The following is a 14056-nucleotide window of genomic DNA, read 5'->3' on the forward strand; positions in this document are numbered from 1 at the left end:
TCATCCGCCTCGACCACCATCCATTCGCCCTGCCCCATCCGCGCGTTCGACCCGTAAGCATGGATGATCCCGCCGTTCACCACCGTCGGATCGATCCCGCCGTTGACCAGCAGTTCAGCCACCATCGTCGTTGTGGTGGTCTTGCCGTGGGTTCCTGCCACCGCAATGTTGGATTTCAGGCGCATCAGCTCTGCCAGCATCTCGGCGCGGCGCACGATGGGAAGGCCCGCCACCCGTGCGGCATCCAGTTCAGGGTTGCCCGGCTTGATCGCGGAAGAGATCACGACCACGGCGGCCCCTTCGATATTCGCGGCCTCCTGCCCTTCGAACACCGTCGCGCCAAGGTCCACCAGACGGTCAGTGATCTTGGTCGATTTCAGGTCCGACCCCTGCACGCGGTAGCCGTGGTTCAACAACACTTCAGCAATGCCGGACATGCCGATACCGCCAATACCCACGAAATGGATCGGGCCCACATCGGTGGGGAGTTTCGTGGCTGCGTTCATCGTTTCTTTCCTTCGGTTGCCAGGGTTTCCACCATCTGGGCGAGCTCTTCTGCGGCGTCCGGCTTGGCGACAGACAGGGCGGCGCGCGCCATCTGCTGTGCGCCCTCTGCATGGGTCAGGACCATTTCGATCTGGGCCCGCAGACTGTCGGGGTTGGCCATGTTTTCGGGCACCATGATCGCGGCACCGGCGTCCACCAATCCACGGGCATTGGCTGTCTGATGATCGCCCGTCGCCGCCGCAAAGGGGATCAGGATCGAGGGCCGCCCGATGATAGAGATATCGGCAACGCTCGACGCGCCAGCGCGGCTGATCACCAGTTGGGCTTCGGACATGCGCCGCGGCACGTCATGGAAAAACGGTTGCACATCGGCATTGATCCCGTTTTCGGCGTAAAAGGTAGCGACCCGCTGGCCGTCCTCGTCCCGCGCCTGATGGCTGACGCGGATATTGCGCAGCAGTTCCATCGGCAGATCGGCGATGGCGGGGGGGATCACCTCGCTCAAGATGCGCGCGCCCTGGCTGCCGCCCATCACTAACAGCTCCATCGGGTAGTCACCCGGCGCGATATAGCCCGCGCCCGCACGCTCCAACACCGCGGCACGCACCGGATTGCCGGTGTGTTCGGCGCTGACACCATCGGGCAATGTGGTCGGCCATGTGCCGCAAGCCACGGCATCGACATGTTTGGAAAACAGATCATTGACCCGCCCGAGCACGCCGTTTTGTTCGTGGATCATCCGGGGCTTGCGCAGCACCCAGGCCGCTGTCAGCGCGGGGATCGACGGATACCCGCCAAAGCCGACAACCACATCGGGCTTATCCCGCAGCATGCCGAAAATGCCGCCAAGCACACCGCCCAGAATACGAAACGGCGCGATGGCCTTGGCCACCAGACCGCCGCGCGCGAAAGTGGCGCTGCTGACCTGCTGGATCTCGACCGCCTCGGGGAAACCGCCGGTATAGCGCGCCCCCCGCGCGTCGGTGGACAGCTTTACCCGCCAGCCCCGCGCCAGCATGACTTCGGCAAGCGCTTGGGCGGGAAACATATGCCCGCCTGTCCCCCCTGCGGCGATAACCAGCAGCGGCGCCGTCATCGGGCACGGCTCCGGCCCAATAGATCAGAGATCTGGCCCTGTGGTCGTGTACGGGTAAACGCCAGCAACATGCCCACGGCGATGCCAGAGGCAATCACCGACGACCCGCCGTAGCTGACGAAAGGCAGCGTCATACCCTTGGCGGGCAGCAGCCGCACAGCCACGCCCATGTTGATCATCGCCTGCACGCCGAACATGCAGGCCAGCCCGGTGCCGGCCAGACGGATAAAGGGATCCCGCTCGCGCACCAGACGCAGCAGCGACCGCACCACGATCACGGCGTAAAGCGCGATCACACACATCACCAGGATCAGGCCGTATTCTTCGGCAGCAACGGCGATGATGAAATCGGTATGCGCATCGGGCAGCGACCATTTCACCTGCCCCTCGCCCACGCCGACCCCGAACAGACCGCCTTCGCGGATCGCATCGGTGGCATAGCCAAGCTGCGTGCGCGGATCGATGTCGGGCGACAGGAACCCATCAATCCGGCGGGCAAAGTGTTCAGAGTTGGAATAAGCAAAAGTCCCCGCCAAGACGACCAGCCCGGCCATGCCCACCAGCAACACCAGCGGCGCACCGGCGACGAAATACATGACCCCCCAGCCGAACAGGACCAGACAGGCCTGACCAAAGTCGGGCTGCAACGCCAGCATCAGCACAATGGAAATACACAGCGCAAAGGACCATGTTTTGCCCGGAGGGCCGTTGATCTCGAGCGCGGCCGCCATCATCCACGCCGCCACAACGACAAAACCGGGCTTGAGGAATTCTGACGGCTGGAAGGACGCAAAGCCCATGGAATACCAGCGCACAGCACCTTTGCCAAAGTCGGTGCCAAAGAACGGCAGCAAGGCCAGCGCCACAAAGGACACCAGAAAGCCGACAATCGCCAGACGCCGCACCATCACGGGCGTCATCATCGATGTCAGCACCATGGCAATCACGGCAAGCACACCGAAAACAGCCTGTCGCTGCACATAGTGAAAAGAGTCAAAGCCGTTTTTCGCGGCCAACGGCGGGGAGGCCGCCAGCCCCAGCAACATGCCCACGGCAAACAGCAGGAGGATGCAGGACATCGCCCATTTGTCGATCGTACGCCACCATTTGGGAAGAATCGGTTCGCCATCCCGAACGGGAACCGCGCCATAGACCATTTCTGTCATGGGACCTGCCTTACACTGCCTCGTTCCGCCCCTTTTCGGGGTCTAGCTTGCAGTGTAGCGCGAAAGGTCACGCGGGGCTAGTCTGTTTTAACCAGCCCCGCGCAAAGCTGCCTATGCCCCTGCGTGCGTGCCACGGATCGGATAGTCGTTGTCACGGACAAACTTGATCCCGTTCAGTAGCCCCTCCAGATCAGGCCGCGCGAAGGGCGCGTTCGAGATGTCGAGGATCTGGATATTGCCGTCACCATTCACCACGAAGACGCCGGGCTCTGAGAAAGGCTGATCGGTTTCTTGCGGGCTGCGCGGGTCAGAGACATAGAGCCCCAGTTCGCGCATCTGTGCGATGCTCATGTCATAGCCGATGGTCAGGGACAGATCCTGCTCTTGCGCCATCTCGCGCGCCTTGTCTTTCGGATCACCCGATACGGCAACAACGTCCACACCTGCCTTGTTGAAATCCGCGACCAGCCCGTCCAGCGTCGACAGGTACTTTTTGCAGATCGGGCAATGCAGACCGCGATAGACGACCACCAGCTGCCAATCATGATCGCCCCGTGGGGTGCCAAGGGTCAGCATGCCACCTTGCAACTCTGCCACGGTCAGTTTCGGGAATGCGTTACCTGCGTCCAATACGTTCATCGGGTCTCTCCTTTAATTGCTTCGTCACTCACGGAATTAGTCTTCATGCGCCGGGTTACCACCTTGCTCACGGCCACTTGACCGGCTTGCGTGGCGGGGGCTATGGCGGGGCCATGCAATATGACACGGTAATTTTAGGCGCAGGGGCCGCAGGCATGATGTGCGCGGCCCACGTGGGCGGATCGGTGCTGGTCGTGGATCACGCCAAAGCACCGGGCGAGAAAATCCGCATTTCGGGCGGCGGGCGCTGCAATTTCACCAATATGCACTGCACGCCCGATGCCTTCATCTGCGCCAACCCCCATTTCGCCAAATCGGCGCTGGCGCGTTATACCCAGTGGGATTTCATCGAACTGGTAGACGCGCATGGGATCGCGTGGCATGAAAAGACCCTCGGCCAGCTCTTCTGCGACACTTCCGCCAAAGAGATCGTCGCCATGCTGCGCGGCCTGATGCAAAAAGCCGGTGTTGACCTGCGGCTGCACAGCACGCTGACCGATATCGCCGCGCGTGATGCCGGATATAGCATGACCTTGCACACGCCCGACGGCACCACGCCGATCACTACGCGCAACTTTGTCGTTGCCTCTGGCGGGAAATCCATCCCCAAGATGGGGGCGACGGGGCGCGCCTACGAGATCGCCGCGCAGATGGGCATCCCCGTCACCGACACACGGGCGGGGCTGGTGCCCTTCACCTTTACCGACGCCCGTTTCGCGCCCATATCCGGCACCGCAACGCCCGCGCGGGTGACTGCCCAAGGCCCCTCCTTTGACGAAGCCCTGCTGTTCACCCACCGTGGCCTCTCCGGCCCTGCCGTGCTGCAAGCTTCAAGCTACTGGACCGAAGGCGCGCCGATCACGGTGAATCTGCTGCCCGACAGTGATCTGCTGGCCAAGCTGCGCAGCCAACGCCAGACCTATGGCCGCCGCAACCTGACGACAGAGCTTTCCCACCACCTGCCCGCGCGGCTGGTGGATCATCTGTCGGGGATCATGGACCTTGGCGGCAACCTCGCCGATTGGTCGGATGCAAAACTCGGCACCCTGATCGACAGGCTGTCGCATTGGGTGATGACCCCTTCTGGCACCGAAGGCTACCGCACCGCCGAAGTCACCCTCGGCGGGATCGACACCGACGCGCTGTCCTCCAAAACACTGGAGGCCAAGACACGCCCCGGTCTCTACTTCATTGGCGAGGCCGTCGACGTGACCGGATGGCTGGGCGGCTATAACTTCCAATGGGCCTGGTCCTCTGCCATGGCCTGCGCCGCAGATATCGCACAGAAACAGTAATTTCCAAATGGCCCTAAATCCCGGGGGAGCCGCCATAGGCGGCGGGGGCAGCGCCCCTGGCCCGACACCAACGACCCAAAGCTGTCATCGACGCATGGAAGCGACCCCGCAATGCAGCTTCCCCAATGCAGACATGCGCCACAATATCGGTAAATTCAGAAAGGAAGACCATGCGTGACCCAGAAACCGACAAGGCCAACGTCATCGCCTTTTACGAAATGATGTTCAATGATTGCCGCCCCGCCGACGCCATCGCGCGCTACGCCGGAGCGCAGTACATTCAGCACAATCCCCATGTGGCGGATGGCAAGGCGGCCTTCGTTGACTATTTCGAACGGATGGCCCGCGAACATCCGGGTAAACATGTCGAGGTCAAGCGGTCATTCGTGGACGGCGATCATGTGATCCTGCATTGCCATCAGCTATGGCCCAACGGTCCCGATTATGCAGGGATGGACATTTTCCGTCTCGATGATCAAGGCAAGATCGTCGAGCATTGGGACGTGCTTCAGGAAATGCCTGTACAAAGTAACAACGACAACGGGATGTTTTGATACAATAAATGCCGTGCGAGCACAGCAATGAAAGGCCAAAGCTATGCGTTGGCATTTTTGCCAAGAACCGAGCCGCAAGCCTTTTAACCGCGTCGACAATCAACGTGCCGCCAACCCCAACAAGCGTCGCAGTTATAAGAACTTGTGACGCAGGCATGGTACGTTTTTCCTTGAGGTTGGCGGTACGATGCCAGTTTTCGAGACAGTATTGGCACCGCCCTATACGCGCCGCGCCGCTTGCCAGACCAATGGCGCAAGCACGATGGCGATGAAGGGGAACATCATGAGATTGATGAGATGCCATCCCGACGCCTGCATCAACGCGCCGGAAAAGAACGAAAGCGCCGCGACTGTGCCGAAGACGGCGAAATCATTCAGCCCTTGGGCACGCCCGCGCTCGGCCTCTGTATGCGCGGCGGCCACCATCGCAGTCGCTCCGATGAAGCCAAAGTTCCACCCGATCCCAAGAAGGATGAGAGAGATGAAGAAATGTCTCAGATCCAGACCGGTCAGCGCAACAGCACCTGAAATGCCGATGATGATCAGGCCAGCGGCGGTGACCTTTTCCTTGCCGAACCGGGCGATCAGCTTGCCCGTCACAAGGCTTGGCGCGAACATCGCCAGCACATGCCACTGAATACCCCATGCCGCGTGGTCAATCGAATGCCCGCACCCGACCATCGCCAGCGGTGCGGCCGTCATGACAAATGACATAAGCCCGTAAGACACCACGCCAGCGGCGACCCCAAGCATGTATTTAGGCGACGCCAGAAGTTGGAGCACGGTGCGCCCCCCGTCATCGGAAGACGTTTGCGCTGTGGCTGCGGGTTGGCGGCCCCTTAACCGGGTCAGAACAAAAAACGCGATGAGCGCCAGCGCCGCTTGGCTCAGGAAACTGCCCGCAAAGGGCACGCCCGGCACAGCGTCGCGCGTGGCAATGACCAGTTGCGGGCCGATAATGGCAGCGATCAGCCCGCCGACCATGACCCATGAAATGGCGCGCCCCCTTTCTGCCCCTTCGCGCCCGTCGGCAGCTGCGAAACGGTATGACTGGACATAAGAGGCATAGAGCCCCGCCAGAAACGTTCCCAAACAGAAGAATATGAACGCCCCAAAGGATATCGCACCAGCGGCGACCAATCCCGACAACACGCCGATCATCGCGCCCAGAAGATAACCGCTGCGCCGCCCGTATTGTCGCATGATCCAAGCGGCAGGCACCGTTCCAAGGGCAAGCCCGAGATTATAGATGCTGACCGGCAGGGTCGCCAAAGCAGGGTCAGTTGCAAGGTCCTGACCAACCAATCCCCCCAGCGAGATCACAATCGGCCCGCTGGCAGCCCCCAAGGATTGGGCGAGGATCAGCACCGTAAGGTTGCGCCGGAACCCGGCGGTTTCAGTCCGGTCTATCGTCTGTGTCATCATTTTTCATCCGTATGGCCACCATGCCCGTTGGATTGGCTTGGCGCGGCGTGTTTTCATTTTTCTATTGGATGCCCAAAGTCATGCGGGCGGGTGGTGATCAGGTCTGCATGGGGTCGTGCAGCGCCAGCGTGCTGGCCGCATGTTCGGCCGCCTCTAATGCGCCCTCAAGAAAGCCTCCGAATTCCGGGGCGGTTTCGGTCGACGCAAATATCATCCCGCGTGCTGACAGGGCACGCAGGTTGGACGGCAAACCATAGCGGGGATGGCTTCGAACCGGTTGTCGGTCCTGTGGGCGCGCGATGTGGGGAATGGTCGCCCAGTCTTGCAAAACAAGGTGCATCGGGTTGGCCATTTCCGGTCCGAACATCGTCGTCAGCTGCGTCACCGCAAGGCGCATCATCTCATCTTTGTACCGGGCACGCGCATCCGCAGGGACCCCGACAAAACCGAAGAGCGCATAGGGACCGCCCTGCCTTGGCGAAGCATCGTGGATTTCGACCATCGGCCCTTGCTGGCTCATCGCGTCGCCGGACAGCCCGGCATTGCGCCAATGAGGCTGATCGTAAACCGCAACGATCTTGGCCTGACCGGCCATCCAGGTCGGCGTGTCTTGCAATGCCTGCATTTGGCCCGCATCCAGCGCGGGGTCAAAAAAGACGGTATCGGCGATGACCCGAGGCGGCATGGCCATCACGATCCTGTTGGCCTTGATGATCTGCGCTGTGCCGTTTTGATCAACCTCCGCCGTGATGATGCCCGCCGAATGCGCGACCAACGTCAGCCGCGTGCTGGTCATGATCATCGCCGGATCCAACCCTTTGGCCAAAGCGTGCACCACAGAGCCGATCCCACCGGCCAAGCGGTAAGACCCCTCCATAGAGGCATAGCCGCGCCCGCGCTGCACGGTGCCGTTTTGCTCTTGATAGACCAAGTCACCCGTCGAGAACTGCCCAAACACAGGGATCTGAAAGCGTTCCGCGAGGGCCGCCATACGCGGCTGCCCCGGCCAGAACCATGCAGGCCCAAGGTCGAAGGCACCGCCCGAAAACTCCTGTGTAAGGATGCGTCCGCCAAGGCGGTCCTGCGCTTCAACCAGCAAGGAATCGCGGCCTTGGCGGGCCAGATGGTCGGCAAGCGCAAGACCCGACAGACCACCGCCCACAATCAGAACATCGGTCTGCATCAGAACGCCTCTCCCATCGGCCTGAGGTCCAACTCATGGGTCCATGTGGACCGAGGTTGATCTTTCAGCGCCAGATAGGTGCGGACAATATCCTCCGGTTTCATCATCCGTGCGGGGTCCATACTGTGCAGGGCGCGGCTGGCAAGACCGGCACCCGCCCCGCCAATGATTGCAAGTGGATCTGACATCTTATCCCCCGACATTCGGGGCCGTCGGCGTGTCTGCAAGATGGCCAGATTTGACCCAAAGCCGCGCCCCATCAGGGCCGGAAACAGCGTTCAGCGGCGTGTGGGGCGGTAGGCGCAGCCAGGAATTGACCGCGAAGACCTCATCCCCTTCGATAAAGCTTCCTTCGACCACAAGGGCTTCGAACCCATTGTGGCCGGCCTGTGTCACTGCCACGTTGGGCTCCCAAAGCTCGATCCGCACCCGTTCGTGCGCATCCGCGAACAGCGGGATTTCTGAAACACCCACACGCACCGGCTGCGGGGTCTGGGTGGTGGTGTCTATGGTGATCTGCTGACGGTCATCCATGTCGAACTGCCACAGCTTGACGAAGATCGTTGCCCCCTCGGCTGAGCTTGGCGTGTGCGAAGACGTTGGCGGGTTGCGCACGTAGGTGCCGACCGGAAAGTCACCGTGTTCATCCTGAAACACGCCCTCAAGCACCAGAAACTCTTCGCCGCCGGTATGAGTATGGGCCAAAAACGCGCTGCCCGGCGCATAGCGGACGATGGTCGTCGCCCGCGCGACTTCGTCCCCGATCCGATCCAGCATCCGCCGGTCCACGCCTTTCATCGGAGATGCGACCCACGGCTGGCTGTCCGAATGCACAACAGCGCGTTCATCAAAATTTGCGTTCAGGTCCATGGTACATCCTTCCGGTTCAGCGCGCAGCGGCGCCACATAGATACCTATCAGTTGATAGGCTTCCAGTTAGATATTGCCCTCCTCGCTGTCAACACCTATCTACCACATGATAGACAGGAGCCCCAAATGTCGCAGACAATGAAAGACAAAATCCTTGATGCCGCTGAAAAGCGTGTCCGCGGCGCGGGTTTCTCGGCGATGAGCTTTCGCGACTTGGCAAGCGACGTCGGCATCAAAAGCGCGAGCGTTCACTATCACTTCCCGACCAAACCCGATCTGGGCGAAGCTTTGGTGGATCGCTACACCAGCCAGTTCAAAGAGCACCTTGAACAGATCGATACGGCCAGCTTGCAAACGGCGTTGGACAGCTACGTTGCGCTCTACTCTCAGGCGCTGGTCTTGGACGAAACCATCTGCCTTTGCGCGATCATGGGCGCAGAAGCGATCGGGCTGCCCAAGAATGTAAACCAGAAAACAAAGGCATTCTTCAAAATGAACAGGATATGGCTGCTTGACCTGTTCCACCGTTATGGCGTCGAAAACGCCGAAGACACGTCCTGCCTCATCGTCGCGGCGCTGGAAGGCGGCATGATCGTTGCGTCATCCTCCGACGATCGTGCGATGTTCGACCAGATTGCCAAGGCCGCGATCCGAAGTATCGCCAAGATTTGACGTCGATATGGCAGCGCTCGGAAAATTCCAGGGCGCTATATTTCTGTTGAATAAAAACGACGGAAAGTTGGCACGCGTCCGTTTAAGGCCTAGCTTCGGCTTAGCAGCGCTTCGACCCGAAGTTGGAAGTATAGATACCGACATCTCATGGGAGATCAGAAAATCATGTCCAGGAAAACTCTCTATGGGACAGCCGCCGCATCGGTTGTGCTGGCCGCCGCATCCCTGATCTATTCGCCTTCATCGGCTCAGAATGCGAAACAGTCGAATGACACTGCGGCGGTCGTTGAAGCGGCAAATTGAGCAGATCATGTCAAGATCACGGTCGATGCTGACGCAAAAGCCTTCCGCTTCCAATCCAACGGCATCCCGGACCACGGATTTGCGGAGCAATATCTGATTCCAAGCAATCCCAACGATCAACCCTTTGCCGATAAACCGCTGGAATTCTTTGACGTGCAGAACTCTGCCGACTACTTCAAAGAGACCGAGATTGACGCGACAATCACAACGCAGCCGGTCTATTCGGATACATCAACGGACACCTCGCTGGGGAGAATTGGCGTGGCCTTGAGCGGCGCACAGATTTTCAACGATTACGAGAACCCCGACCGCTCCGTCGTTGCGATTGACGATCAGGTTGTTCATGATCACGTGGCATTTCTGGACAACTGCAACGGGCACACGCTCGTGGACGGGACGAATTACCACTATCATGGCATCCCTGTTTGTATTGCCGAGGCCGCGGCACAAGCCGGGCAACATTCGCGGATGATCGGTGTTTTGGCCGACGGCTTTCCGGTCTATGGCAACAATGATGTCGGTGGCATTGTCGTGGTGAATGACGATCTGGATGCGTGCAGCGGCCACTCCGGCCCGACACCTGAATTCCCGGAAGGGATTTACCACTACCACCTCACGGCAGATGAAGCGCCCTATATGATCGACTGCTACCATGGTGAGGTCGACGTGGCCGCGAACAATGGCCCCGGTGGCGGTGGTGCCGCACCGGATTTTGCCGCGGTTGCCGATCAACTGGGCATCACAGAGGCTGAGTTGGTCGGGGCACTTGGTGACACGCGTCCGCCGGACTTTGCCGCGGCGGCTCAGGCACTTGGCGTCAGCGAAGACGACCTGCGCGCAGCTATGCCCGCACCTGGCCAGTAAAGACCGGATCTGGTGGAAAAACTCGCCTATGCCATAATCGGGGCGACGATGGCTGTCGTGGTCATGACGCTTTTTACGATGTCCCGCGCCCCCAATGCCCCCGTGTCACCTGACATCGGCAAGGCAACGATGGATATTGCAAGCGTGCCCGGCGCGATGCAAGCGCACCGGCATCCCCCGCGCGACGTCTCTGCCGAACTGCCACATCCAAGTGTCACGCATCTGGTATTTCCGGACGTGATGGGCGGGTATAATGTTCAGATCCTGCCCGTTCATTTCAAGTTCACACCCGCGGCGATCAATCACGCACCGCAAGACAACGAAGGCCATGCCCATATCTATGTGAATGGCGTGAAAATAGCGCGGGTCTATTCCAACTGGTATCATCTGTCGGGCACCTCACTGGTGCCGGGCGAGAATGAAGTCAGAGTGACATTGAACGCAAATGATCACAGCGCGTGGTCGGTGAACGGCGTTCCAATTTCATCAACCGTCAAGGTTTTCATCCCCGAGGCCAGCCCATAGGTCGCCCCTTCAACAGAACGCCGAACCTCTTGTTGCGCATGCCCGATATTCCGCAGGTAGATCTCGTCGGTTCGCGGCCGCAGACGATTAGGATCAAGACCTTTTTCTTCGATAGACGGCCTCGAAATCTGCATCCCCGAACAAGCCGTCAATTATCCGATGGCCCCGATCAAACAACCAGTCACCCGCCACGATCTGGACCGGAGCAGACCGAAACACCGCAATCATTGCCCATGCGGCGCTCCTTCCCCAAAAACGCAGTTACGCGCCCGTCAGATGCTTCTGCACCTGCGCGACAAAGTCCTCTCCGCGGCGCTCGAAACTGTCGTATTGGTCAAAGCTCGCCGCCGCAGGGGCCAGCAAAACGACGTCCCCCGCCTCGGCGTCCTCGACCGCGCGGGCAACCGCGACGTCCATCGTGCCACAGACCTCGGCCTCGACCCCCAGCTTCATGGCAAACTGCGCCGCCTCGCGCCCGATCACATAGGCTTTGCGCACTGTCTCCAGCGGTTCTGACAAACTGCCCAAACCGCCCTCTTTCTCAAGCCCGCCGCAGATCCAGCGGATGTTCCTGAACGCCGCCAGTGCCTTGACCGCACTGTCCACATTGGTCGCCTTGCTGTCATTGACGAAGCGCACGCCGCCCGCCTCGCCCACGGTCTGGCTGCGGTGCGGCAGGCCGCCAAAGGAATGGAACGCCGCTTCGATGATCTTGGGCGCGAACCCCAGCGTGCGACAGGCCGCATAGGCGGCACAGGCGTTCTGGTGGTTATGCGCGCCGGGCAAGCCGGTAATGCTGCGCAGATCGATGGACCCGATCTGCTTGCCGCCGCGATATTCCGACAAGAAGCCTTTGCGCGCGAAGACCTGCCAGCCAAGACCCGTGAGCTTGCGGTCCACCGACACGCGGATCACCCGGTCGTCGGCCGCCCCTTCGCTAAGCTGTCCCGCCAGAAAACGCCCTTCGGGTTCATCCACGCCAATGACGGCACGATCCGGCCCGCCTTCAGCAAAGAGCCGCCGTTTGGCCGCGAAATAGCCCCCCATGCCCGCATGACGATCCAGATGATCGGGGCTAAGGTTGGTGAAGACGGCGACATCCGGCGTCAAGTTGCGCGCCAGATCGGTCTGATAGCTCGACAGCTCCAGCACCACGACCTCGCCGTCAATGGCAGGCTCTATGTCCAGCACCCCGCGACCGATGTTTCCCGCCAGCTGCGTCGGGCGGCCCGCGTGTTTGAGAATGTGATGCACCAACGCCGAGGTGGTGGATTTCCCGTTCGACCCGGTGATCGCGATGATCTTGGGCACCACGTCAAAGTTATCCCAGGCCAGCGTCGCGAAGCTTTGAAAGAACAGCCCGATGTCATTGTCCACCGGCACACCTGCGTCCTGCGCGGCGACGATCACCGGGTTCGGTGCCGGATAAAGATGCGGGATGCCGGGCGATACGATCAGCCGCGCGATATCATCAAAGACGCCGGCCTTGCCCAGATCCACACAATCGAACCCTTCGGCCTGCGCGGCGGCGCGGGCAGCGGGGTTGTCATCCCAACAGATAGGCACAGCGCCCCCGGCGGCCAGCGCACGGGCAGCAGACAGCCCCGACCGCCCGAGCCCCAGAATGGCGACCTTTGCGCCGGTCAAACCTTGAACTGGTATCATGCCTGCTCTCCTGTTAGCGATGACCCTGAAACTTTCGGAGCCCCTTATGCCCCCTCTGCCAGAGATTTTAGCCCAGCTCAACGCCGACATGCGCGCCACGGATGACTGGGGAGACGTGGCAGCCTATATCCCGCAGCTGGCCTCTGTCGATCCTGCGCAATTCGGTATCGCGATCACCACCGCGGACGGGGAGGTCTTTACCGCCGGGGATGCCGATACGCCATTTTCGGTGCAATCCATCACCAAGGTCTTCACCCTTGCCATCGCCCTTGGACGGTCAGGCGACCAGCTGTGGAAGCGCGTGGGCCGCGAGCCATCGGGGCGTGCATTCAATTCCATTGTGCAGCTTGAGGCCGAACAGGGACGCCCGCGCAACCCCTTCATCAACGCCGGTGCCATTGTCACCACGGACGAGGTGCTCACGGGCCGCGAACCGCGCGAGACCTTGGCCGAAATCCTGCAATTCGTGCGCGCCGCCGCCAGTGACGACGACATCCACATCAACGAAACCGTCGCGGCCTCTGAAACCGCCCATGGCCACCGCAACTTTGCCCTGGCGCATTTTCTGGCCTCCTGCGGAAACCTGAATAACCCGCCGGAAAAGACGCTCGGCACTTATTTCCACCACTGCGCCATCGACATGTCCGCGCGGCAACTGGCCATGGCCGGACGGTTCCTGATCGAAACCGACAAGCTGCCCCGCATGATCCTGCCGCCCCGCATCCGGCGTCTCAATGCGCTGATGCTCACCTGCGGGCATTATGACGGGTCGGGCGATTTTGCCTACCGCGTAGGGCTTCCGGCGAAATCCGGTGTGGGCGGCGGTATTCTTGCCATTGTCCCCGGCCGCGCCAGCATCGCCGTCTGGTCCCCCGGCCTGAACCGCTATGGCAACTCGAAAAAAGGCACCCAGGCCATGGCCCGCCTCGCGCGCGAAATGGGCTGGTCGATCTTCTGACGCCACCACCTCTTCCTGCCTCCCCCCGCCCTTCATTTTGCCAAATAAACTCCGGGGGACGCGGCCCCTTGGCCGCGCGGGGGCTGGCCCCCGTCCGCCATAAAATAAGCGCGCCACATCCCTGCAGCGCGCCCTCTTGTTTCTTACCGCCTTGATAAACGGCTCAGCGGACCTTCAGTGTCGCCAGCCCGATCATCGCGAGGATCAAAGAGATGATCCAGAAGCGGATGACGATCTGCGGCTCGGCCCAGCCTTTCTTTTCATAGTGATGGTGGATCGGTGCCATCAGGAAGACCCGTTTGCCCGTGCGTTTGAAATAGAGCACCTGAATGAT

At 60.7% G+C, this 14056-nt stretch carries 16 protein-coding genes and 1 pseudogene; 7 read left to right on the forward strand and 10 right to left on the reverse strand.

Features of this window, described 5'->3' with window-relative positions:
• From B3849_RS07145 to B3849_RS07160, 4 genes are all read right to left on the reverse strand, one after another.
• A partial coding sequence (locus B3849_RS07145) for a Mur ligase domain-containing protein (protein ID WP_286779962.1) occupies nt 1-506 on the reverse strand: 506 nt, incomplete at its 3' end.
• Nucleotides 503-1603, reverse strand: a complete 1101-nt coding sequence (locus B3849_RS07150) for a UDP-N-acetylglucosamine--N-acetylmuramyl-(pentapeptide) pyrophosphoryl-undecaprenol N-acetylglucosamine transferase (protein WP_132997314.1) — start codon at nt 1601-1603, stop codon at nt 503-505. The genes B3849_RS07150 and B3849_RS07145, both read right to left, overlap by 4 nt.
• Nucleotides 1600-2769: a putative lipid II flippase FtsW gene (ftsW, locus tag B3849_RS07155; RefSeq protein ID WP_005854131.1), complete on the reverse strand. Its 1170-nt coding sequence runs from the start codon at nt 2767-2769 to the stop codon at nt 1600-1602. Before ftsW ends, B3849_RS07150 begins: the two co-directional genes overlap by 4 nt.
• Before the next feature lie 111 nt (nt 2770-2880).
• On the reverse strand, nt 2881-3408 hold the full coding sequence (locus tag B3849_RS07160; protein ID WP_286779963.1) for a redoxin domain-containing protein: 528 nt from the start codon (nt 3406-3408) through the stop codon (nt 2881-2883).
• A gap of 113 nt (nt 3409-3521) precedes the next feature.
• Here B3849_RS07160 and B3849_RS07165 point away from each other — a divergent pair, with 113 nt between their 5' ends.
• Nucleotides 3522-4703, forward strand: a complete 1182-nt coding sequence (locus B3849_RS07165) for an NAD(P)/FAD-dependent oxidoreductase (protein WP_278424813.1) — start codon at nt 3522-3524, stop codon at nt 4701-4703.
• A 170-nt stretch (nt 4704-4873) separates the two neighbouring features.
• Nucleotides 4874-5257 carry a nuclear transport factor 2 family protein gene (locus B3849_RS07170; RefSeq protein WP_037944519.1) on the forward strand — a complete coding sequence of 128 codons (384 nt, stop codon included), beginning with the start codon at nt 4874-4876 and terminating at the stop codon, nt 5255-5257.
• Nucleotides 5258-5476: 219 nt separating this feature from the next.
• Here the strand turns inward: B3849_RS07170 and B3849_RS07175 are convergent, their stop codons facing one another.
• The 4 genes from B3849_RS07175 to B3849_RS07190 form a co-directional block, all read right to left on the reverse strand.
• Nucleotides 5477-6682 carry an MFS transporter gene (locus B3849_RS07175; protein WP_278424766.1) on the reverse strand — a complete coding sequence of 402 codons (1206 nt, stop codon included), beginning with the start codon at nt 6680-6682 and terminating at the stop codon, nt 5477-5479.
• 97 nt (nt 6683-6779) lie between these two features.
• Nucleotides 6780-7865, reverse strand: coding sequence for a flavin monoamine oxidase family protein (locus tag B3849_RS07180; protein WP_278424765.1), 1086 nt, complete (start codon nt 7863-7865; stop codon nt 6780-6782).
• The gene (locus B3849_RS07185; protein WP_278424764.1) at nt 7865-8053 is read right to left on the reverse strand and encodes a hypothetical protein; all 189 of its coding nucleotides are present in this window, start codon (nt 8051-8053) and stop codon (nt 7865-7867) included. Before B3849_RS07185 ends, B3849_RS07180 begins: the two co-directional genes overlap by 1 nt.
• Nucleotide 8054: 1 nt before the next feature.
• On the reverse strand, nt 8055-8735 hold the full coding sequence (locus B3849_RS07190) for a cupin domain-containing protein (RefSeq protein WP_278424763.1): 681 nt from the start codon (nt 8733-8735) through the stop codon (nt 8055-8057).
• On the opposite strand from B3849_RS07190, the gene B3849_RS07195 reads away from it, so the two are divergent.
• The 4 genes from B3849_RS07195 to B3849_RS07210 all read left to right on the forward strand — a co-directional run bounded on the left by B3849_RS07195 (nt 8694) and on the right by B3849_RS07210 (nt 11099).
• The gene (locus B3849_RS07195) at nt 8694-9407 is read left to right on the forward strand and encodes a TetR/AcrR family transcriptional regulator (protein WP_286779964.1); all 714 of its coding nucleotides are present in this window, start codon (nt 8694-8696) and stop codon (nt 9405-9407) included. The two genes, B3849_RS07190 and B3849_RS07195, sit on opposite strands and share 42 nt — an antisense overlap.
• Before the next feature lie 165 nt (nt 9408-9572).
• The gene (locus B3849_RS07200; RefSeq protein WP_286779965.1) at nt 9573-9710 is read left to right on the forward strand and encodes a hypothetical protein; all 138 of its coding nucleotides are present in this window, start codon (nt 9573-9575) and stop codon (nt 9708-9710) included.
• A 153-nt stretch (nt 9711-9863) separates the two neighbouring features.
• On the forward strand, nt 9864-10574 hold the full coding sequence (locus tag B3849_RS07205) for a YHYH protein (RefSeq protein ID WP_278424760.1): 711 nt from the start codon (nt 9864-9866) through the stop codon (nt 10572-10574).
• A 12-nt stretch (nt 10575-10586) separates the two neighbouring features.
• The gene (locus B3849_RS07210; protein WP_286779966.1) at nt 10587-11099 is read left to right on the forward strand and encodes a hypothetical protein; all 513 of its coding nucleotides are present in this window, start codon (nt 10587-10589) and stop codon (nt 11097-11099) included.
• Between the two features lie 261 nt (nt 11100-11360).
• Here B3849_RS07210 and murD read toward each other — a convergent pair whose 3' ends face one another.
• Entirely contained in the window at nt 11361-12764 is a 1404-nt protein-coding gene (gene murD, locus B3849_RS07215) for a UDP-N-acetylmuramoyl-L-alanine--D-glutamate ligase (protein WP_278424758.1), read from the reverse strand.
• Between the two features lie 19 nt (nt 12765-12783).
• Between murD and B3849_RS07220 the strand changes: the two genes are divergently transcribed.
• Nucleotides 12784-13722: a glutaminase gene (locus tag B3849_RS07220; protein WP_005854151.1), complete on the forward strand. Its 939-nt coding sequence runs from the start codon at nt 12784-12786 to the stop codon at nt 13720-13722.
• Between the two features lie 163 nt (nt 13723-13885).
• Here the strand turns inward: B3849_RS07220 and mraY are convergent.
• Nucleotides 13886-14056, reverse strand: a pseudogene (gene mraY, locus B3849_RS07225) (phospho-N-acetylmuramoyl-pentapeptide-transferase); the annotation flags it as partial.

Origin of the sequence: Sulfitobacter sp. UBA4523, from assembly GCF_002388305.1 — a bacterium.
In the GTDB taxonomy this organism is placed as follows: domain Bacteria; phylum Pseudomonadota; class Alphaproteobacteria; order Rhodobacterales; family Rhodobacteraceae; genus Sulfitobacter; species Sulfitobacter pontiacus.